The organism is Mesorhizobium carmichaelinearum (assembly GCF_900199455.1).
Lineage (GTDB): Bacteria > Pseudomonadota > Alphaproteobacteria > Rhizobiales > Rhizobiaceae > Mesorhizobium > Mesorhizobium carmichaelinearum.
In genome coordinates this window covers 1-19,828 of sequence record NZ_FZQR01000015.1, presented here as the reverse complement: position 1 = coordinate 19,828, position 19,828 = coordinate 1, and the positions used below count along the sequence as shown (strand labels likewise).

The 19,828-nt window shown below is 63.9% G+C and carries 20 protein-coding genes; 5 read left to right on the top strand and 15 right to left on the bottom strand.

The features are described 5' to 3' along the window. Window positions 1–38 precede the first annotated feature (38 nt). Window positions 39–308, top strand: a complete 270-nt coding sequence (locus tag CKW40_RS28515) for a CopG family ribbon-helix-helix protein (RefSeq protein WP_095203175.1) — start codon at window positions 39–41, stop codon at window positions 306–308. After that, window positions 305–613, top strand: coding sequence for a type II toxin-antitoxin system RelE/ParE family toxin (locus tag CKW40_RS28510; RefSeq protein ID WP_095203174.1), 309 nt, complete (start codon window positions 305–307; stop codon window positions 611–613). Before CKW40_RS28515 ends, CKW40_RS28510 begins: the two co-directional genes overlap by 4 nt. Here the strand turns inward: CKW40_RS28510 and CKW40_RS28505 are convergent. The 15 genes from CKW40_RS28505 to CKW40_RS28435 all read right to left on the bottom strand — a co-directional run bounded on the left by CKW40_RS28505 (window position 610) and on the right by CKW40_RS28435 (window position 14,856). Next, window positions 610–1,071 carry a cytochrome c-type biogenesis protein gene (locus CKW40_RS28505; protein WP_095203173.1) on the bottom strand — a complete coding sequence of 154 codons (462 nt, stop codon included), beginning with the start codon at window positions 1,069–1,071 and terminating at the stop codon, window positions 610–612. The genes CKW40_RS28510 and CKW40_RS28505 overlap by 4 nt on opposite strands. Further along, window positions 1,068–3,059, bottom strand: a complete 1,992-nt coding sequence (locus CKW40_RS28500) for a heme lyase CcmF/NrfE family subunit (protein ID WP_095203172.1) — start codon at window positions 3,057–3,059, stop codon at window positions 1,068–1,070. The genes CKW40_RS28505 and CKW40_RS28500 overlap by 4 nt, the downstream gene beginning before the upstream one ends. Window positions 3,060–3,091: 32 nt before the next feature. Continuing rightward, window positions 3,092–3,535: a cytochrome c maturation protein CcmE gene (gene ccmE, locus CKW40_RS28495; protein ID WP_027041623.1), complete on the bottom strand. Its 444-nt coding sequence runs from the start codon at window positions 3,533–3,535 to the stop codon at window positions 3,092–3,094. 2 nt (window positions 3,536–3,537) lie between these two features. Next, window positions 3,538–4,671, bottom strand: a complete 1,134-nt coding sequence (gene ccmI, locus CKW40_RS28490) for a c-type cytochrome biogenesis protein CcmI (RefSeq protein ID WP_095203171.1) — start codon at window positions 4,669–4,671, stop codon at window positions 3,538–3,540. Window positions 4,672–4,788: 117 nt separating this feature from the next. Beyond that, on the bottom strand, window positions 4,789–5,226 hold the full coding sequence (locus CKW40_RS28485; protein WP_095203269.1) for an RT0821/Lpp0805 family surface protein: 438 nt from the start codon (window positions 5,224–5,226) through the stop codon (window positions 4,789–4,791). A 187-nt stretch (window positions 5,227–5,413) separates the two neighbouring features. After that, on the bottom strand, window positions 5,414–6,784 hold the full coding sequence (locus tag CKW40_RS28480) for an ATP-binding protein (RefSeq protein WP_179298151.1): 1,371 nt from the start codon (window positions 6,782–6,784) through the stop codon (window positions 5,414–5,416). A 40-nt stretch (window positions 6,785–6,824) separates the two neighbouring features. Then, window positions 6,825–7,490 (bottom strand): response regulator transcription factor, encoded by a 666-nt coding sequence (locus CKW40_RS28475; protein WP_095203169.1) that lies wholly within the window; start codon window positions 7,488–7,490, stop codon window positions 6,825–6,827. Between the two features lie 107 nt (window positions 7,491–7,597). Continuing rightward, the gene (locus CKW40_RS28470; RefSeq protein ID WP_095203168.1) at window positions 7,598–7,897 is read right to left on the bottom strand and encodes a hypothetical protein; all 300 of its coding nucleotides are present in this window, start codon (window positions 7,895–7,897) and stop codon (window positions 7,598–7,600) included. A gap of 173 nt (window positions 7,898–8,070) precedes the next feature. Continuing rightward, window positions 8,071–8,478, bottom strand: coding sequence for a DUF3168 domain-containing protein (locus CKW40_RS28465; protein WP_095203167.1), 408 nt, complete (start codon window positions 8,476–8,478; stop codon window positions 8,071–8,073). Between the two features lie 466 nt (window positions 8,479–8,944). Continuing rightward, window positions 8,945–9,664, bottom strand: coding sequence for an SDR family NAD(P)-dependent oxidoreductase (locus tag CKW40_RS28460; protein WP_244571320.1), 720 nt, complete (start codon window positions 9,662–9,664; stop codon window positions 8,945–8,947). Between the two features lie 102 nt (window positions 9,665–9,766). Then, on the bottom strand, window positions 9,767–10,573 hold the full coding sequence (locus CKW40_RS28455; protein ID WP_095203165.1) for an ABC transporter permease: 807 nt from the start codon (window positions 10,571–10,573) through the stop codon (window positions 9,767–9,769). After that, a complete protein-coding gene (locus tag CKW40_RS28450) occupies window positions 10,573–11,406 on the bottom strand; it encodes an ABC transporter permease (RefSeq protein ID WP_095203164.1) in 834 nt (277 codons plus the stop codon). Before CKW40_RS28450 ends, CKW40_RS28455 begins: the two co-directional genes overlap by 1 nt. Before the next feature lie 22 nt (window positions 11,407–11,428). After that, complete coding sequence (locus tag CKW40_RS28445) at window positions 11,429–12,541, bottom strand: ABC transporter substrate-binding protein (RefSeq protein ID WP_095203163.1); 1,113 nt, start codon at window positions 12,539–12,541, stop codon at window positions 11,429–11,431. Between the two features lie 69 nt (window positions 12,542–12,610). Next, complete coding sequence (locus tag CKW40_RS28440; RefSeq protein ID WP_010915037.1) at window positions 12,611–13,705, bottom strand: ABC transporter ATP-binding protein; 1,095 nt, start codon at window positions 13,703–13,705, stop codon at window positions 12,611–12,613. Between the two features lie 263 nt (window positions 13,706–13,968). Then, window positions 13,969–14,856, bottom strand: coding sequence for a LysR substrate-binding domain-containing protein (locus tag CKW40_RS28435; RefSeq protein ID WP_095203162.1), 888 nt, complete (start codon window positions 14,854–14,856; stop codon window positions 13,969–13,971). Between the two features lie 75 nt (window positions 14,857–14,931). On the opposite strand from CKW40_RS28435, the gene CKW40_RS28430 reads away from it, so the two are divergent. The 3 genes from CKW40_RS28430 to CKW40_RS28420 form a co-directional block, all read left to right on the top strand. Then, window positions 14,932–16,518: a zinc-binding metallopeptidase family protein gene (locus tag CKW40_RS28430; RefSeq protein WP_179298141.1), complete on the top strand. Its 1,587-nt coding sequence runs from the start codon at window positions 14,932–14,934 to the stop codon at window positions 16,516–16,518. Window positions 16,519–16,558: 40 nt separating this feature from the next. Further along, a complete protein-coding gene (locus CKW40_RS28425; RefSeq protein ID WP_095203161.1) occupies window positions 16,559–17,491 on the top strand; it encodes a dimethylarginine dimethylaminohydrolase family protein in 933 nt (310 codons plus the stop codon). A gap of 222 nt (window positions 17,492–17,713) precedes the next feature. Next, a partial coding sequence (locus CKW40_RS28420) for a transglycosylase domain-containing protein (RefSeq protein ID WP_095203160.1) occupies window positions 17,714–19,828 on the top strand: 2,115 nt, incomplete at its 3' end.

The window sequence follows — 19,828 nt, the reverse complement described above, 5'->3', positions numbered from 1 at the left end:
GCCTTATGTTGTACACAACTCAACACAAGGCTTTCACCATGACGACCAGCACCACCATGACAATTCGCGTTTCATCCGAAACCAAGCTGAAGCTTGAAAGGATCGCCGCCGACACCCGCCGCAGCAAATCCTTCCTCGCTGCTGAGGCGGTTTCAGCCTATGTCGACCGCGAACTGGAGATCATCGAAGGCATCAAACGTGGCATGGCCGATGCGGCGGCTGGCCGGGTCGTGCCTCACGACGATGCCATGGCGGAAATCGATGCCGTTATCGAGGCGGCGGAAGCCGATCGCAGAGGCAATAGGTGAAGCGTTTCGTCACCTGGTCGCGAGACGCGCTGGATGACATTAAACGGCAAGTCGCCTTCATCGCGCGAGACAACCCTGCCGCTGCCAGACGCCTCGCGGATCGCATTCGTGACACGGGCCGAGGTCTTGGCGACATGGCGACGGGCCGGCCTGGCCGGGTAACAGGCACTTATGAGAAGCCCATCAGCCGCCTGCCCTACATCATTGCCTATGAGTTGCGGCCGATCGGCGGCCGCGAGAGCGTTGTTATCCTGCACGTCGTTCACACGTCGCGGGATTGGCCGCCGGAGGAATGGCCGAATTAATCGCCCAGCATCTTGTCCAGCGCCGCCTGCTCCTCCGCCGAAAGCGCTGTCGATACCGGGCGACGCGACCGCGCGCTAAGCACGATGAAGATGCCGCCGGCAAAAAGCAGGATCGCCGGCGTGCCCCAAAGCAGGGCGTTGCGCAGGTCGAAACGCGGCTTCAGCAGCACGAACTCGCCGTAGCGGGAAACGACATAGTCCATCACCTGCTGGTCGGTATCGCCGGCGACGAGGCGCTGGCGCACCAGGATGCGCAGATCGCGGGCAAGGTCGGCGTCGGATTCGTCGATCGACTGGTTCTGGCAAACCATGCAGCGCAGGCCTTCCGACAGCGCCCGCGCCCGCGCCTCAAGCGCCGGATCGGCCAGCATTTCGTCAGGCTTCACCGCCAGCGCGGTGCCGGCAAAGCCGAGCACCAGCATCAGGACGAGCAACGCGGCGGAGAACCTTGCCTTCATGGCAGGACTGCGGGCGCCGCGGCGCTCGCCTGCTTGCGCCGGCGCGAGGGCGCGCCGACGCGCAGGCGCCTGTCCATCAGCGACATGGCAGCGCCAGCCATCATCACCAGGCCGCCGCCCCAGATCAGCGTCACCAGCGGTTTCCACCACAGGCGCACCACGACGGAGCCGTCCTTGGCTTCGTCGCCAAGCGAAATGTAGAGCTGGGAAAGACCAAGGGTCTTGATGCCGGACTCCGTCGTCGTCGTCTGCCGCACCGGATAGAAACGCTTGGCGGAGCTGATCTCGCCGACAGGACTGCCGCTGACACCGATTAGCTCGAAGCGGCCACGGTCCTCGCTGTAGTTTGGCCCCTGCGCCGGATAAAGCCCGACGAAACGCAGCGTATGGCCTGACAGTTCCACCGTCTCGCCGGCGCGCATGCTAAGGATCTTCTCGGTGCCGAAGGAGAGCGTGGCGACGATGCCGAGCAACGTCAGGCCGAGGCCAAGATGAGCCAATGCGGTGCCGAAGACCGAGCGCGGCAGGCCGGCAAAGCGCCTGAACATGACGGCCGGTGCAACCGATCCGACGCCTGACTTGACGGCGAGGTCTGTGAGCGCGCCGACAACCAGCCAGACGGCAAGGCCGATACCGAGGGCGGCGAACACCGACGCGCCGTCGATAAACAGGCCGGTGACCAGCATCGCCGCCAGCGCCACAGCGAAGGCGGCCATCAGGCGTTGCGATGCGGCGAAGACGTCGCCCCGCTTCCAGGCCAGCAGAGGGCCGAACGGCACCAGGGCCAGAAGGGGCAGCATCAAGGGGCCGAAGGTCAGGTCGAAGAAGGGTGCTCCGACCGAGATCTTGTCGCCGGTGAGCGCCTCCAGCGCCAGCGGATAGAGCGTGCCGACGAGCACCGTGGCGGTCGCTGTGGTCAGGAACAGATTGTTGAGGACGAGCGCGCCTTCACGCGAAATCGGGTGGAACAGGCCGCCGGCCGTCAGCCTCGAGGCGCGCATCGCAAACAGCGCCAGCGAACCGCCGATGAACAGCGTCAGGATGCACAGGATGAAGACGCCGCGCGTCGGATCGGTGGCGAAGGCGTGAACGGAAGTCAGCACACCCGAACGCACCAGGAAGGTGCCGAGCAGCGACAGCGAAAAGGTGAGGATGGCGAGCAGCAGCGTCCAGATCTTCAGCGCCGAGCGCTTTTCCATGACAATGGCCGAATGCAGCAGCGCGGTGCCCGCCAGCCACGGCATGAAGGAAGCGTTCTCGACCGGATCCCAGAACCAGAAACCGCCCCAGCCGAGTTCGTAGTAGGCCCAGTACGACCCCATGGCGATGCCGCCGGTCAGGAACATCCAGGCGACCAGCGTCCATGGCCGCACCCAGCGCGCCCAGGAGGCATCGATACGCCCCTCGATCAAGGCGGCGACGGAGAAGGAAAAGCAGATCGAGAAGCCGACATAGCCGAGATAGAGCAGCGGCGGATGAATGGCGAGGCCGAGATCCTGCAGGACCGGGTTGAGGTCGCGGCCCTCGATCGGCGCCGGATTGAGCCGGATGAAGGGGTTCGACGTCGCCAGGATGAACAGGAAGAACGCAGCGCCGATGGCGCCCTGCACGGCCAGCACATTGGCGCGCAACGTCGCCGGCAGGTTGGAGCCGAAAGCCGCGACCAGCGCGCCGAAGAAGGTCAGGATCAGCACCCAGAGCAGCATCGAGCCTTCGTGATTGCCCCAGGTTCCGGTGATCTTGTAGATCATCGGCTGCAGCGAATGCGAGTTTTCCCAGACGCTCGCCACGGAGAAATCGGAGTTGGCGTAGGCACTCGCCAGGGCGACAAAGGACAGCGCCGTCAGGGCAAAGCCGGTTATCGTGACAGGGCCGCCGACAGCCATCAGCCGCTGGTTGTTGAGGCGCGCGCCGAACAGCGGCACGATCGTCTGCACCAGTGAGAGCGCGAACGCCAGGACCAGGGCGAAATGTCCGGTTTCAACCATGAGCGTGATTCACTCTTGCTCTCATGCCAGGGCTATTCACTCTTGCTCTCCTGCCAGACGCCCTTGGCCTTCAGCCCGTCGGCCACTTCCTTGGGCATGTAGCGCTCATCATGCTTGGCCAGCACGCTGTCGGCAACAAAGACACCGTCCGGGCCGAAGGTGCCCTCGGTGATGACGCCCTGCTCCTCACGAAAAAGGTCGGGCAGGATGCCGGTATAGGTGACCTTGACCGATTTATGCGTGTCGGTAACGGAAAAGGCGACCGTCGCCCCCTGCCCGCGCTGGATCGTGCCTTTTTCGACCAAGCCTCCCAGCCTGATGCGCTGGCCGGGCTGGACGCTGGCCGTGGTGAGGTCAGCCGGCATGTAGAAATAGGAGGCCTTCTGGCCAAGCGCGTAGAAGGTCAGCCCGGTGGCGGCGCCAAGGAAAGCCAACCCACCGACAATGACCGACAACCTTTTCTGCTTGCGTGTCATATCTACTCCGTCGCCGTCAGGCCGAGCGAGGCGGCAAAGGCGGTGAATTTCTTGGCTTCGTCACTGCCGGCGCCAAAGACGGCGATGGCGCGACCCAGCGCCTCGCGCGCCTGATCGGCCTTGCCCAGCACGACATAGGAACGAACGAGCCGCATCCATCCTTCCGGGTCACGCGGATTTTGCCGCAGTTTTTCATCGAGGCCAGCGACCATTGTGTTGATCATGGCTTCGCGATCCTGCGGCGATAGGGAGGACGCGGCGTCGACATCCGCGGCATCGGGGCCTTTCGCAGGCGCACCGGAAGCGACTTCGCCGGACTTGGCCAATGCCTGCTCGACGGCGCCGCGCCATGGCGAATCCGGCGGCAAAGTGCCCAGCATCGCCTGCCAGGCCGTCACCGCGTCCTTGTTCCGTCCCTCCTGCGCCAAAGCCATGGCCAAATAGAAGCTGGCTTTCGCATTGGCCGGGTCGAGCTTCAGCGCCGCCTCGAAGGCATCCTGGGCATCGGCGGAAACGATGCCGCCCGCCGCACCGGCGATCGCCTCGCCGAGGCCAGCCTGGCGGACAGCGCTGTCGCCGTCGAGGCGGATGGCGTTGCGATAGGCGGTCACCGCGTCGGAAAAGCGCTGCATGCGCAGATAGACCGGAGCCAGCACGTCCCATCCCCTGCCGTCGGACGGGTTGGCGGCAAGATGAGCCTCGGCCCGTGCAACCAATTCGTCGACCGAACTGTCGGCCGGGTTCTTGGCCAGCCTTTCGCTGAGCGGCTGCGCCGGCAAATCGGGTGAGCCGATCCGGCTGTAGACACCCCAGCTGACCAGCGGCACCGCCAGCACGGCCACGGTCGCGACAAGCCGTGCGGTGACCGAAGCCGGCCTCGCCGACGCCTTGCCGGCCGTATCGGCATTATCGAGGCGAAGGATGCGGCGCGCGATTTCGGCGCGGGCCTCGGCCGCTTCCGCCGGCTGGATCAGGCCTCGCGCGGCGTCGCGGTCGAGCTCGGACAGTTGATCGCGATAGACTTCCAGATCATGCTCGCCGCTCGACGACGCGCCCTTGGCGCCTCCGGCCAGCGGCAGCAGCACCGCCAGGCTCGCGCCCAGCGTCAGTATTGCGGCTATGACCCAGAACAGCATGGTTCTTCCAATAACGGCAGAGCCCTGCCCTGCCAACACAGGCATCCTGCGACGCTTTGACGGTCAGCGCGCCTGACGTCCTTGATCGACATCAACCGGCCGAATCCGGTCGGAATCTCAGGTCAGCGGCGTCCAGCTGCCGTCGGCGTTGCGGCACGCGGTTCCGCGGGCGGTAACGCCGGCTCCGCCGGTGAACACCGTCTGCGTATACTGGCGGCAGTCCTGCGAACCGACGCGATAGGGTTGAGCCGGAACCACCTCGCCATAATGCGACGCCTGATCGCCCTTCCACGCCACCTTCTGGCCGCTCGTCGTATATTCGAGCGCCTTGTATTCAGCCTCGAGCGCGTTGCGTTTTTCCGATTCGCTGAGGCCGTTGCCGATCGAGCCGCCAATGAGGCCGCCGTCCATTGCCGAAATGATCGACTTGGTGACCTTGCCGCTTGCCGGAGGCGTCGAGGCCGGTGTCGGCGCGAGCGTTGGGCCCTTGCCGCTCAAGGTGGAGCAGCCGGACAGGGCCAGCAGGGCGGAAACAAGCGCAACGCGAATCTTCATGCCAACAACCGGTTTTCTTGAGTTGGAGCCTGCCATGGATGCGCCGGGGCCCGCGTCATCGGAGAAGTAGGCGTGGCCATAGTATTGATATTTGTCGGAAATTTGGCCGCTTCCGGCCTCTGCGGGACCAATCGATAGGTCGCCATACCATACGCCGTCCACCGCTGTCGATTGGCCCGGGAAAGCGTCACTGAAGGCTCCGCAATCGCACCACTGCCTTCAATCCGCCCATGCCGGACCGTTCGAGCGCGAGAACGCCTCCATACTCGTTGACGAGGTCGGCGACAATGGCAAGCCCCAGACCTGTTCCCGGTTTTGTCTCGTCCAGGCGCCTTCCACGCTTCAGCGCGTCGCGCGCCTTGTCCTCGGGAATGCCCGGGCCGTCGTCGTCGATGCTGATCTCGAACAGCTTGTCATCCTTGCCGGCCAAGGGCGCCACCGTGACCGACACCGCGCTTTTTGCCCATTTCATCGCATTTTCGAGAAGATTGCCGAGCAGTTCCTCAAGGTCCTCGCGCTCGCCAGCGAAGACGATTTCGGTAGCCGGCAGCGTCAGCGACAGGCTGGTCTGCGGGTTGAGCTTCTGCAAGACCCGCACCATGCGCTGCACCAACGGCGCCACCGGCGTGCGGTAGACGACGCTGTCGCGTTGCGCCGCGACGCGGGCGCGCTGCAAATAATGGTCGACCTGTTTCTGCATCGAGGCGGCCTGCTCGGCGATCAATTGTCCCTTGGCGCCGCCAAGCGCCCTGCCTTCGTTGAGCAGCACGGCCAGCGGCGTCTTCAGCGAATGGGCGAGATTGCCAACCTGGGTTCGCGAGCGCTCGACAATGCGTTTGTTGTTTTCGATCAAGGCGTTGGTTTCGTTGGCTAATGGTTCGATCTCAGCCGGGAAGCGGCCGTCGAGCCTTTGCGCTGTGCCTTCGCGCACCATGGCAAGGGCGTTGCGGACCCGGCGCAGCGGCTGCAGGCCGAGCAGGATGGCAATGGCGTTGATAGCGATCATGCCGACGCCGAACAGGCTGAGATAAGTCAACAGGCGGCGCTGGAAGGTGGCGATTTCCTGTTCGAGTTCGCTCTGGTTGCCCATGACACGAAAACGCGCGGCGCGGTTCTTGGCATCGAGCACGAATTCGCTCTCGAACACTTCGAGTTGCTCGCCGTCGATGCCTTCGGCCGAATAGCTGCGCTGGAAACTGGCATTGAAGGGCACCTCGGCGACGTTTGGCGACGGGATTTTGCTCGTCATCGACGACGAATGAAGGTCGCCATGCACGCCTTCCGAGGCTGGCTCGACCGACCAGTACCAGCCCGAATTCGGCTCCGAAAAGCGAAGGTCGCCGAGGTCCGGAGCGCCGGTGAGCGCTCCCGTGTCGGAAATGCCGATGGACCCGATCAGGTTGAACAGATGCGCCGAAAGCAGGCTGTCGAAGCCCCGCTCGCTGGCCTGGCGATAGAGGGTGGTGATCAAGGTGAAGATGACGACAAGGGTCAGGATCGCCCAGACCGTCGAAAAGGCGATGACGCGGAACGTCAGCGAACGCGGCCACAAACGCAGCGAAAGCGGCGCCCTTACGGTTGGTTTGAGCGGTTCCGAGTTACGCCTCCGGCTCGCGCATGCGGTAGCCCATGCCACGCACGGTTTCGATCATGTCGATGCCCATCTTCTTGCGCAGCCGCCCGACAAACACCTCGATGGTGTTGGAATCGCGGTCGAAATCCTGGTCGTAGAGATGCTCGACCAGTTCGGTGCGCGAGACCACTTCGCCCATATGGTGCATCAGATAGGCAAGCAGGCGGAATTCGTGCGAGGTCAGCTTCAGCGGCACGCCGTTGACGTCGGCCTTCGAGGCCTTGGTGTCGAGGCGCAGCGGCCCGCAGGAGAGTTCCGACGAGGCATGGCCGGCGGCGCGGCGGATCAGCGCCCTGACCCTGGCGAGCACCTCCTCGATGTGGAACGGCTTGGTGACATAGTCGTCCGCGCCGGCATCGATGCCGGAGACCTTGTCGCTCCAGCGGTCGCGCGCCGTCAGGATCAGCACCGGCATCTTGCGACCGCCACGGCGCCAGCGCTCGACCACGCTGATGCCGTCCATCTGCGGCAGGCCGATATCGAGCACGACGGCGTCGTAAGGCTCAGTGTCGCCGAGGAAATGGCCTTCCTCGCCGTCAAAGGCACGGTCGACGACATAGCCGGCGTCGACCAGCGCATCCGCTATCTGCCGGTTGAGATCCTTGTCATCCTCGACGACGAGTACGCGCATGCGGAGATCGACACCTGTTGAAGAGTTCAGTCAGACTGAAGACTGGGTCAGATATAGGCCGATTCCGGCGGCCTGGGAAACGTAGCCCTGTAAGATGGAAGACTGGGTCAGTTCTGCGGAACGACGATCTCGGAACGGCGCGGACGCTGCCCGTCCTTGCCCGGCACCAGCACGACGATGACGCAGACCGGCTGGCCACCGCGTGTCGACTGCGAGGCCTTGGCCAGCGTTCCGCCATTCTGCTCGGCCACCTGCTGGCCGATCGCGTAGCAGTCATTCCCGGCGACAACGACCGGATCGTCCTGGTCGGACGCCGCGACCGACGCGGCGCTTGCCTGCGACGCGAACAGCCCGGCGGCACAGAGCGCCAGGGTCGCGGTTCGAAAGTGGGAGCGAAGCGTTTTCATGGTCGGCGTTGTAACGCATCGGTGCTGAACGTGAAATGAACGGTGATCGATGCGAAAACCATGTTCGCTACACCCCTGGAACGCGAGACGACCGACGGTGATTTCGTCGCCCCAATCCGACGAAATCCCGCAAATGCCAGTCTAGACTCCGTTTCGGTCAGATTGAAAGCGTGTCAGGCACTTTCCTGCGTCAGCGCACGAAACCGCAGCAATCCATGGTGCACGAGGAGGTCTTCGTCATAACGGGCCTCGGTGAATTCAAGCGACAGCCGCGTCTGGCCACGCGGGCCGATCACCAGCGCCGCGTCGGCGAGGCGGGCCTTGATGGCATCCATGATGGCAAGTGTCTCGACATCGCCATTGGCTTTCGACCAGACATGCAGCGTGATCAGTTGATCGTCATTGTTGTCGGCGCCGGTGTTCCAGTCAAAGGCGCTGGTCTGGCCACAGGTCACATAGGGAAAGGCGGCATTGTCGGCTGCCTGTTCCAGCAGGCCAGCGCCACCCAGCAACGCCGACAGCGACGCATCGCTTTTGAGCCTTAGAAAAAGTGCCTGCAGCAAATCGCCGGGCGCGGTCATTTGTCGTCCCCCTCGCCTGTCACGCCTTGTGCAAGCCGTTCGCCATACTGGCAAATTCGCGCGTAGCGTAGCCGGCTCGACAAGTCCGCGCCATACCGCGTGATTCGTCTCATGGCGATCATGATCGCCGATCATCTCGAAAATACGACTCTGTTATGAACAGATTGCCATGCCGTGCAAGTTTGGAGAGCCGATTTGCTCAGCCAGCATGTTGCCCGAGCGCCTTGCGGCAAAGGGACAGCAGAGCCATGTCGGAATTCCCAGGACCAAGGAGCGAAATTCCGAACGGCAGCCCCTCGGCCCAGTCGCACCCCCTCGTCGGAGCCCGGTCGATGCTCGGTATCCAGGCGCCATGGTCGGACTAGCTTCGTTGGCCTGGATGGTGCGAAAGATCGGCCGTCACGCGACCGGACCACGATGCATACCCCCGAAGCGGCGGGGCTTATCCTTTGAGTTCGCAGCGCTGCTAGTATCGGGCTCGGCCGCCCGACATGTCGAAAACAGCGCCGGTGTTGAACGCGCTGGCATCTGAGCAAAGCCACACCACGAGCGCCGCTACCTCGTCCGGATCGCCGAGCCGCTTCAGCGGACTTGCCGATATCATCGCGTCGACGGTCTCATTGCCGAGATCCCGGATAAGGCGCGTATCGATCGGACCCGGAGCGATGCAGTTGACGCGAATATCCGTGTCGCTGACCTCGCGCGACAGGGCTTTGGTAAAAGCGATGACACCGGCGCTGGCTGCGGAATAGGCCGCAAGGCTCGGCAGTCCCTCTTTCCCGGCAAGGGATCCCATGTTGACGATACGACCCCTGCCCGCTCGTCGCATAAGCGGGAGCACCCGATGCGTCACTTCGAACGTGCCAAGGAGGTTGACCTGCAGGATTTTCTGCCATTCCGCCGGTTCGAATTCCTCGAACGGCTTGTAGCTGCCCAGCCACCCCGCATTGTTGACGAGAATGTCGATCCCGACTTCGCCCATGACGGATAGCGCTTGCATGACGCTATCGCGTTTCGTCACGTCCACTGACAGAGAACGTGTGCCTTCAAGCGCGACGGGCTCAATGTCCCAGATCCAGACGTCGGCCCCACTCAAGGCGAGCTTATGGGCGATCGCCCGGCCGATACCGCGGGCGCCGCCTGTGACGATGGCTGTCCGGCCCGTAAAATCATACGTCACCGACATCATCACCTCCCATGAAACGCCAGCGCTTTGTATATTTTGCGCCGCATCGTGAATGAAGTCGAGGAGACGGGCCAGGTTTGGCCGCGTCTCGGTGCGGTTTGTCTAGTGTCCAGCGCGCTGCCTGGTAACCACACTCCGCACCGCCAGCACCAGCACGGTGATGATGATCAGGATCACCGAAAGGGCGGCGATCGCCGGGTCGATGTTGTCGCGCAGGCCCATCCACATCAGACGAGGCAGCGTGATGGCGTTGACCGAGGTGATGAACAGCGTGACGCCGATTTCTTCCCAGGACAGAACGAAGGACAGCAACGCCGCGGTGACGATCCCGAACTTGATGTTGGGCATGATGATGCGCGTGGCGCGCTCCCAGACGCTGGCGCCGAGCCCCCTCGCCGCAAGGTCGATGCGGCGGTCGAGCTGGCTGAGCGAGACCAGGATCAGCACCGTGGCGAAAGGCACCGTCATCACCGAATGCGCCATGGCAACGCCAAGCCAGGTGTCGTAGCCGAAGAAGGAACTCATGCCCGAGACCGAGGTCAGCAGGAAGTAGAGCGTGATCGCCGAGACCACCGGCGGCACCACCATCGGCAGCAGCACGAAACCGACCAGCGCGGCGGTAAAGCGGGGCTGGAACATCCAGACGCCCAGGCTGAAGCAAAGCGCGAGCACGGTGGAAAAGGCGCTGCTGGCGACGCCGATGCGGATCGAGAGCAGGATGGAATCGATCCAGCGCGGATCCTCGATCAGCGCCCGGTAGTGGCGCAGCGACAGTTCGCCTGACGGCATCGCCAGCATGCGGCTCGGCGTCAGCGACACCGGGATGACGGCGAGCAGCGGCATCAGCAGGAACAGCGCCACCAAAGCGGCGATGACCAGCGAGACGGGACCGGGGCGATAGGTCGGCATCAGATCAACTGCTTCGGTTTGACGTAGCGGAAAAGCAACGCCATCAGCGCGCCGACGAACAGCACCAGCACGACGCTGATCGCCGCCCCCAGCCCCCAGTCCGGGCTCTGGAAAATCCTGAGATAGATCAGCTCGGCGATCATCACGCTGCGGCCGCCGCCAAGGATCGCCGGCGTGACGAAGAAGCCGAGCGAAAACACGAAGACGATCAGCGCCGAGCCGATGATACCGGAGCGGGTCATCGGCACGAACACCGTCCAGAAGGTGCGCATGCGGCTTGAGCCGAGGCCGCGGGCCGCCAGAAGCACGCGGTCATCGAGGCTGCGCATGGCGGATGCCAGCGGAAAGACCGCGAAAGGAATGAGGAAATGCGTCATGCCGACGACTACGCCGAATTCGTTGCGTACCAGGGTCAGCGGTTCGGAGATGAAGCCGATCGACTGCAGCCAGGTGTTGATCAGGCCGCGATTGGACAAAAGCGCCACCCAGCCGAAGGCGCGCGTCAACACCGAGATCCAGAACGGCACCAGGATGCAGAATTCAGCGATGAGGCGCTGCGCCGGGCTGCCGCGCACCCAGACGACGGTGATGGCATAGGCGGCGGCGACGGATACAACAGTGACGATGGCCGCGATGCGCAGCGTGCGGATGAACACCGACTGCACCAGATCGTCGGTGAGCAACGCCTGGTACTGGCCAAGCCCTGGCGTTGGCAGGGTAAAACTCCACTTCACCACGCCGAGAAACGGCCAGGCATAGGCCAGGATGAGGAACAGGAGCAGCGGCGCCATCAACAGCGCCGCGCCCATCCTGTCGGAGAGAACGCCTCTCATCTCAGATCAGCATCGCCGCCGGTCAGGCGGAGATGATCTTGGTGTATTCGTCGAGCGCCGCGCCGTAGTTCTTGGCGTACCAATCCATGTCGAGCGCGATCTGCTTCTTCATGTTCTCGGGATCGACCGGGTTGATGCGCTTCTTGTCGGCTGGGATCAGCGCGTCGGCCGCCGGATTGGCCGGGCCCTGGCCGAGTTTGTCGAACATGACGAGCTGCTTTTGCGGATCCTGTGCGCTGGCGATGAACTTCATCGCCGCATCCTTGCCGCCGGGGTTGTTCTTAAGCACGGCGAGCGCGCCGGGCGAGATCAGGCCCTGGTCCCAGATGAACTTGATCTTGCCGCCGGAATCCTGCTCGATCAGCGACGCGCGGGTCGACCAGACGATGGCCATCGAGGCTTCGCCGTTGAGCAGCACGCTCTGGCTTTCGGCGCCGCCACCCCAGTAAGCCACGACATTTTCCTTGAAGGCAGCGATCTTGTCATGCGCGCGCTTCAGGTCGAGCGGATAGAGCGAAGCCGGCGCGATGCCGTCGGCCAACAGGGCCGCTTCCCAGCTCGACACGCCCCATTTGTAGAGCGAACGCTTGCCGGGGAACTTCTTCACGTCGAAGAAGTCGGCCATGCCGGTCGGGGCGTCCTTGCCGTACTTTTCGGAATCATAGGCTATGACATAGGAGAAGAAATAGGTCGAAGCGGCATATTCCCAGCCGAAGCCGGGCCGCATCTTGGTCTTGTCGACGATCTTATAGTCGATCGGCTCGAGCGCACCCTGGGCGCCGAGCGTGATGGCCGAGAACGGATCGACGTCGACCAGATCCCAGGTCGGCGCGCCGCTCTTGAACTGCGCCGAGATGGCGCCCTCGGTCGGGCCGGAGCCATCCATCTTGACGGTGATGCCGGTGTCCTTGGTGAAGGCCTGGCCATAGGCGGCGTCATAGGCGGTGATGGCGTCGCCGCCCCAATTGACCAGCACCAGTTCCTTGGCCGCGGCAAAGGCACCGGTCGAGCGCAGCAGCATCGGCGTGCCGGCAAGCACGAGGGCCGCAAGCTGCGTGAACTGGCGGCGCGAAATCTCGCCGCGTCTGGTCCTTTCGGACAGCGTTTCGATGGCGTTTTTCTTGGTGTCGTTCATGTCAGTTCCCCTTTGTTTTCGTTGATTTCAGTCCGCAAGCCGGTGCGGCGGATCAAGCCGCGCCGGTGTTCATTGTCCTCCGTCCGGAAGGAGGAAACCCTTTTCCGCCGGCCAGGTCAGCCAGACGGAATTGCCTTTGCTCAGTGCCGCGGCAGCGACTTCGTTCGGCACCGACACGGTCACCTTGGCGCCTTGCCGCGTCGTCAGATCGAGCTTTGTGGCGGCACCCAGATAGGTTGAGGCAATGGCGGTCGCGGCGATGCCGTTCTCACCGGCGGCCGCCTCGCGCGCGATCGACATGTGTTCGGGCCGGATCGCCAGGATGGCGTCGCCACGGACCTTCTCGGCCTTGCAGTGCATGTTGACCGCGCGGTCCTCGCAAAGACCCGTCGAGCCGTTGTCGGCGGGCTTGACCCCCTTCAGAGGCAGCATGTTGATCTCGCCGAGGAACTCGGCGACGAAGCGGTTGTCCGGCCGGTCGTAGACTTCATCCGGCGCGCCGACCTGGAGCAGTTTGCCGTGATTGAAGATGGCGACGCGTGACGACAGCGCCAGCGCCTCGCTCTGGTCGTGGGTGACGAAGACGAAAGTGGTGCCGGTTTCCTGGTGCAGGCGCTTCATCTCGGCCTGCATCTGGCCGCGCAGGCTCTTGTCCAGCGCCGAGAACGGCTCGTCGAGCAAAAGCACGCCCGGCTCGAACACCAGCGCGCGGGCAAGCGCCACGCGCTGCTGCTGGCCGCCGGAGAGCTGCGAGGGCAGCTTCTTCTCGTGGCCGATCAGACCGACGCGCTCGATCATCTCGCCGACGCGCTTCTTGATGTCGGCGGCCGATTTCTTGCGCACCTTGAGCGGGAAAGCGATGTTGGCCTCGACGCTCATATGCGGGAACAGCGCATAGCCCTGGAACACCATGCCGGCGGCGCGCTGTTCGGCCGGGCGGTCGGTGATATCGGTGCCGTCGCTGAAAAGCTTGCCTTCGGTCGGCTGCACGAAGCCGGCCAGGATCATCAGGAAGGTGGTCTTGCCCGAACCGGAGGGGCCGAGCAGCGTCAGGAACTCGCCGCGGCCGATATTGAGCGACAGATTGTCCAACGCACGGAACGAGCCGAAGCTCTTGCCGATTCCGATTGCCTTGATCTCTGCGGCCCGGCCGGGTTGCTGCATCCTGCCTCTTCCTCAGTCCCGAGTGAAATCGTAGGCAGGGTCGCGGCTCACCGCAACCGAATAGTTTTCGCCTGATCGGCAAATTTGATTCACGTCTGGAGGTGAGAGGCGCCTAATCTCCCCCCTTGAGGGGGAGATGTCGCCAAAGGCGACAGAGGGGGTCGCCGCGCATGGAGCGCCAACCTTCATCTGCCACAGGCCGAGCCCAGTCGAACCGACCCCCTCTGACCGCTTCGCGGCCATCTCCCCCTCGAGGGGGGAGATTAAAGTCTGTTCTCCGACAGCTTCGCCCTGAGCCAGTCGCTGAAGGCGTTGAGCACGGGATGGCCGGCCTTGGCATGCTCGAAGACCAGGAAATAGGAGCGTGGCGAAGGCACGGACGCTTCAAACGGCTTGACCAGCCGGCCTTCGCTCAAGGCCCGGCGGCCGGTCAACTCGTCGCCCATGGCAATTCCCTGTCCGGCGACCGCCGCCGAGAAGACGAGGTTCATGTCGGAAAAGAAGATGCCACCTTCGGTATCGGGGTTTTCCACCTTGGAAAGCGCCAGCCAGCGCGCCCAGTCCTCGGTATCGCCGAGATGCAGCAGGTTGGCGCGCAACACGTCGGCGGGTTTGGAAAATCCGCCCACCTTGTTGAGCAGTGTCGGGCTGCAAAGCGGCGTGAAGTGGACTTCGCAAAGCAGTTCCACCGCCCGGTTCGGCCAGTTGCCGACGCCAAAGGCGATGAAGGCATCGGCGTCCGGATTCGAGACGTCGTCGAGCCGGCGCGGCGTCAGCACCGAGAGCGCCACGTCAGGGTACATCTGCTGGAATTCACCGATATGGCTGCACAGGAACATCGAGGCGAAGCCAGGAGGGCAGGAGATGGCGAAGGAACCACCGACGCCGGCGCCGCTGTTTTGCGCCCCCGCGTCGCCGAGCACGGTCAGCGCCTTCCTGACATCGGCAGCGTAGCGCTGGCCGCGCGGCGTCAGCGCCACCCCCTTGCCGATGCGCTGCAGCAGATCGAAGCCGAGATCGCGCTCCAACAGCCGCAACTGGTGGCTGACCGCGCTGCGGGTGAGGTGCAGTTCGTCGGCGGCACGCCAGACGCTGCCATGCCTGGCGAAACTGTCGAGGGCGCGCAGCGCCTGTGTGGATGGAATTCTCAAGAGGTGAACCGAATTTGCACGAACCGGGAAAACATATCACTTTTTGGCGAACCGCTTCACTGCTTTCTTTGATGCATGGACAAACCGGTGACGACATCGGCGCAAGAGACCGCCCTTGCCTGCCTCGACGGCATCCAGCCGCTGCTGTCGGCGTGGACGCGCACCATTTTCGATTTCGGCGAGACTGCCTGGCGCGAATATCAGTCTGCCGCCTGGTATGTGGAGCGACTGAAGCGCGAAGGTTTTGCCGTCGAGGAAGGTTCCGGCGGCATGCCGACCGCCTTTTGCGCCCACTGGACGAATGGCGACGGGCCGACCATCGGCATGTATGCCGAATATGACGCCGTGCCCGGCAACTGCCAGGATGCGGTGACGGTGAAGCAGCCGCGGCCCGGTCTTGGCGTCGAGGCCGGCGGCCACACCGATCCGCATTCGGGGCTGGGCATGGCAAGCCTCGGCGGCCTGCTCGCCACCAAGGCAGCGATGCAGCGCCACGGCGTCCCAGGCACGCTGCGCTTTACCGGCGAGCCGGCAGAGAAGGTGCGCGGCTCGAAGCCGATCCATGCGGCCAAGGGCTATTATGACGGCCTTGCCGGCATGATCTCCTTCCATCCCTTCTACATGCTGCCGCTGTGCAACACGGCGCGCTGGGACACGCATTGCGGTGCCGCCTACGCCATGATCTACCGCTTTGTGTGCGACGAACCCGAAAACTGGGTTCGCGCAGGCGATGGCGCGCCGATCCCGCAGGCGCATTCGGCGGTCCGCGCCCCCGGCGCCAATGATGCGCTGATGACGATGTACATGGCCTCCAAGGCGCTGCGCGATTCCATGCTGCCGCACCAGGGCGGCTGGTCGATCAGCGAGGCGATCCTGACCGCCGGCCAGGCGACCGCCGACAATCTGCCGGCGGGGCTGGCCGAGATCCAGTACATGATCCGCGTGCCGACCATCGGCATGGCCGAGCAGGTGACCGCCGTGCTCGACCGCAATGCGGCGGCCGCCGCTACGATGAGCGGTTGCCGCTATGAACGCCACTGGGTGTCGAAGTCACGGCCGGGGCTGGCCAATCACGCCATGGCCGAGATTGCCTATGAAGCCCTGTCGACGGTCGGGCCGCCATGCTGGGACGAGGCCGCCAGGGCGATCGGCCGCGAAATCCAGGTCAATGCCGGGGCTAGCGCGACCGAGAACCCGTTCATCGATGAGCTGGAGCGGCTGATTTCGCCGCAAGAGGCCGAGGCGATCCTGCGCCGCGACCTGCCGCCTTCGCAGGTGAATTCGACCTCGGACGATTATACCGACATGAGCTGGCACGCGCCGACGGCGCGTTTCTATGTCGCGCGCCCGGCGCTGCGCTCGGCAGGCGGCCACGCCTATCCCTCCTGGGTGATGAATGCGCTGGGCGGCATTTCCGCCACCATCGACCCGATGGTCATCTGCGCGGCCAAGACCGTTGCGCTGGCGGCACTGCGCCTGATCGAGGACAAGATCGCTCGCGATGTGGCGATGGACGAATTCGTCACCCGCACCGGCGGCGGCGTTGGCGGCGCGAACTGGATCGCGCCGCTCTGCGACTACGAGCCGCCGATCAACTTCCGCTGGCCGGAATATGTCACCACGGCGCGCGGCCGCGACTGGTGGATCCCAAGCCATGCATGACCCGACCAACTCTTGAGAACAAGCCCACGAGGAGAACACCATGACCGTTCATGATCGCATCGTCGCCGAGCCGTTTTCGCTGCAGCGCCGCAATCCGGCCGGCGGCACCAAGCCGCTGACATCATGGGGCTTCGCCAACGAAACCGATGTATTGACTGACGTGCTGCTCGGCTCGCCGAACTTCCTGCGGCATTTGTCGACCAGCTCGCTGTCGCGAAAACATCTGCGCGAGGCGCCCTGCAACGTCCAGATCGCGCAGGCGCAGCACAAGGACCTGGTCGCCGCCTATGAGCATTTCGGCGTCAACATCCACTGGCACGAGCCGACGCCGGAACTGCCGATGCAGGTCTATTCCCGCGATTCCAGCGTCATGACGCCCTACGGCGCCTTCATCACCGCCATGGCCAATTGGTGGCGGCGCGGTGAGAATTACGCGGCGATCCGCACCTATGAAAAACTCGGCATCCCGATCTACGACATGGTCACCGCCGGCACGTTCGAAGGCGGCGACTTCAACGTCATCGAGGAAGGCGTGGTGCTGATCGGTTGCGGCGGCGCCCGCACGCAGGAAGAAGGCGCCCGCCAGGTCCAGTCATGGTTCGAGAAAGAGGGCTGGGAAACGCGGCTCGCCTTTATCGACGAATATTATGTCCATATCGACCTGATGGTCGTGCCGATCGCCGAAAAGCTCACTGCAGTGTGCCTCGCCTGCACCGAACCCGGCATCGTCGACTGGCTGAAGGGCAAGGGCCACGAGATCATCGATGTCCCCTTCCAGGACACGATGGCCCTCGGCTGCAACTTCATGTCGCTCGGCAAGGACAGGGTGATCGCGCCGACCTCGAGCCAGACGCTCATCGGTCAACTCAAGGCGCGCGGCTTCGAGGTCGCGGCCGTCGACATGAGCGAGATATCCAAGACCGGCGGCGGCATCCATTGCATGGCGCAGGCGCTGAAGCGCGAAGCGGCCTGATTGGCCAAGAACGGCAACCCACCCTCGCCCGCCGGATCGGAAGTCTGGCGGGCGAGTGACCATGTCGCCAGTTACCTGCCTTTTCCATCGACAAACCTTGCGGCTGTGTCCTTGCCGCCCTTGTGAGCATCCACAAATGGATGAATAGTCGGGACAGGGCGCCGCCCTGAAATTGCCGGCTTGCGGTTTTCAGGTCACGCCACAGCCGAGCCGGGTTTTTGAATGGTCAGCCCTGAACCGCGCAAGAGAAGAGGTCCGATCGCGTCGCGCCTTCTGGCGCTGGACGCGTGGCTCGATTCCTCGCTCTACGAGATCGGTTTCAAGGCCCGTCAGTTCTGGGAAGCGGCGACGATCTTCTCGCGGCGCTTTCGTCTCAAGGGCTGGCGCCGCGGCATCATCGAGATTTTGAGCGAAGGATTTACGCTCGGTGCCGGCGGCATCGTGGTGATGCTGGCGCTGGCTATTCCGGCTTTCCAGGATACGGCCGGCGACTGGCGCGCGCAGGGCGACTTCGCCGTCACCTTCCTCGACCGCTATGGCAACGAGATCGGCCAGCGCGGCATCATTCAGCGCGATTCCGTGCCGGTCGACGAGATGCCCGACCACGTCATCAAGGCGGTGTTGGCCACCGAGGACCGGCGCTTCTTCGATCACTACGGCATCGACGTGCTCGGCCTTTCGCGCGCCATCTTCGAGAATGTGCGGGCGAATTCCGTCGTTCAGGGCGGTTCCAGCATTACCCAGCAATTGGCCAAGAACCTGTTCCTGACCAATGAGCGGACGTTCGAGCGCAAGATCAAGGAAGCCTTCCTGTCGCTGTGGCTCGAAGCCAATCTGTCGAAGAAGGAAATCCTGCAGCTCTATCTCGACCGCGCCTATATGGGCGGCGGCACGTTCGGCATCGAGGCGGCGGCGGATTTCTATTTCGGCAAGAGCGTCAAGGACCTCAACCTTGCCGAGGCGGCGATGCTGGCCGGCCTGTTCAAGGCGCCGACCAAATACGCCCCCCACATCAACCTGCCGGCGGCGCGCGCCCGCGCCAATGTGGTGCTGTCCAACCTTGTCGATTCCGGCTTCATGACCGAGGGCCAGGTGCTGCAGGCAAGGTTGCACCCGGCCGACGTCGTCGACCGCGGCGAACAGAAGAGCCCCGACTATTTCCTCGACTGGGCCTTCGACGAGGTCAAGAAGATCGCCAAGCCCGGCCAGCACTCGCTGGTGGCCCACACCACCTTCGACGCCAACATCCAGAAGGCGGCGGAAGAGTCCGTTGAGTTCCATCTGCGCCAGTTCGGCAAGGAGTACAACGTCACCGAGGGTGCCGTGGTGGTCATCGAGACCAATGGTGCGGTGCGGGCGATCGTCGGCGGCCGCGACTACGGCGCCAGTCAGTTCAACCGCGCGACCAAGGCGCTGCGCCAGACCGGCTCGTCCTTCAAGCCCTATGTCTACGCCACGGCGATGGAACACGGTTTTACGCCGAACTCGATCATATCAGGCGGGCCAATCAGCTGGGGCAACTGGTCACCGCACAATTACAGCGGCGAATCAGCCGGCAACATCACGCTGATCATGGCGATGGCCAAGTCGATCAACACCGTGCCGGTGCGGCTGGCCAAAGACCATCTCGGCATTGCGCCGATCAAGGCGATGGCCGAGGCGATGGGCGTGGAATCGCCGCTCGAGGCGCACAAGACGATGGTGCTCGGCACTTCGGGCATGACCGTGATGGACCAGGCGACGGGCTACAGCGTGTTCGCCCAGAACGGTTTTGTTGGGTCCCGGCACGGCATAACGCAGCTTGTCTCTCGGACCGGAGAGGTGGTTTACGATTTCGCCAAGGACGCACCTCCGCCGCACCGCGTTCTGTCCGAGCAGGCGCTGAAATCCATGAACACCATGCTGGCGGCGGTGCCGGTGATGGGAACCGGGCGGAGGGCTCAAATTCCCAACATCGTCGTCGCCGGCAAGACCGGCACGACGCAATCCTATCGCGACGCCTGGTTCGTCGGCTTCACCGGCAACTACACGGCGGCCGTGTGGCTGGGCAATGATGACTTCACCCCGACCAAGAACATGACGGGTGGGTCGCTGCCGGCGATGGTGTGGCAGCGCCTGATGGTCTACGCGCACCAGAACATCGACCTGAAGCCGATCCCGGGCATCGACAAGCCATTCGTCGACGAGGACACCGCCGCCAAGGCGGCGGAAGCGCAGAAGAAGAGCGATGAACAGGCTGCGGCCGACGCGGCCGCCGAGCGGCCGGCGGTGCTGTCCAGCCGGACCACGCAGACGCTGAGGGACATGACGCAGCTGTTCCAGTCCGCCCCCAAACTC

Coding starts and splice junctions, on each gene's coding strand:
- CKW40_RS28515 (WP_095203175.1), top strand. CDS start 39: ATGACGACCAGCACCACCATGACAATTCGCGTTTCATCCGAAACCAAG.
- CKW40_RS28505 (WP_095203173.1), bottom strand. CDS start 1,071: ATGAAGGCAAGGTTCTCCGCCGCGTTGCTCGTCCTGATGCTGGTGCTC.
- CKW40_RS28500 (WP_095203172.1), bottom strand. CDS start 3,059: ATGGTTGAAACCGGACATTTCGCCCTGGTCCTGGCGTTCGCGCTCTCA.
- ccmE (WP_027041623.1), bottom strand. CDS start 3,535: ATGACACGCAAGCAGAAAAGGTTGTCGGTCATTGTCGGTGGGTTGGCT.
- ccmI (WP_095203171.1), bottom strand. CDS start 4,671: ATGCTGTTCTGGGTCATAGCCGCAATACTGACGCTGGGCGCGAGCCTG.
- CKW40_RS28485 (WP_095203269.1), bottom strand. CDS start 5,226: ATGAAGATTCGCGTTGCGCTTGTTTCCGCCCTGCTGGCCCTGTCCGGC.
- CKW40_RS28475 (WP_095203169.1), bottom strand. CDS start 7,490: ATGCGCGTACTCGTCGTCGAGGATGACAAGGATCTCAACCGGCAGATA.
- CKW40_RS28470 (WP_095203168.1), bottom strand. CDS start 7,897: ATGAAAACGCTTCGCTCCCACTTTCGAACCGCGACCCTGGCGCTCTGT.
- CKW40_RS28465 (WP_095203167.1), bottom strand. CDS start 8,478: ATGACCGCGCCCGGCGATTTGCTGCAGGCACTTTTTCTAAGGCTCAAA.
- CKW40_RS28460 (WP_244571320.1), bottom strand. CDS start 9,664: ATGTCGGTGACGTATGATTTTACGGGCCGGACAGCCATCGTCACAGGC.
- CKW40_RS28455 (WP_095203165.1), bottom strand. CDS start 10,573: ATGCCGACCTATCGCCCCGGTCCCGTCTCGCTGGTCATCGCCGCTTTG.
- CKW40_RS28450 (WP_095203164.1), bottom strand. CDS start 11,406: ATGAGAGGCGTTCTCTCCGACAGGATGGGCGCGGCGCTGTTGATGGCG.
- CKW40_RS28445 (WP_095203163.1), bottom strand. CDS start 12,541: ATGAACGACACCAAGAAAAACGCCATCGAAACGCTGTCCGAAAGGACC.
- CKW40_RS28440 (WP_010915037.1), bottom strand. CDS start 13,705: ATGCAGCAACCCGGCCGGGCCGCAGAGATCAAGGCAATCGGAATCGGC.
- CKW40_RS28430 (WP_179298141.1), top strand. CDS start 14,932: ATGGACAAACCGGTGACGACATCGGCGCAAGAGACCGCCCTTGCCTGC.
- CKW40_RS28425 (WP_095203161.1), top strand. CDS start 16,559: ATGACCGTTCATGATCGCATCGTCGCCGAGCCGTTTTCGCTGCAGCGC.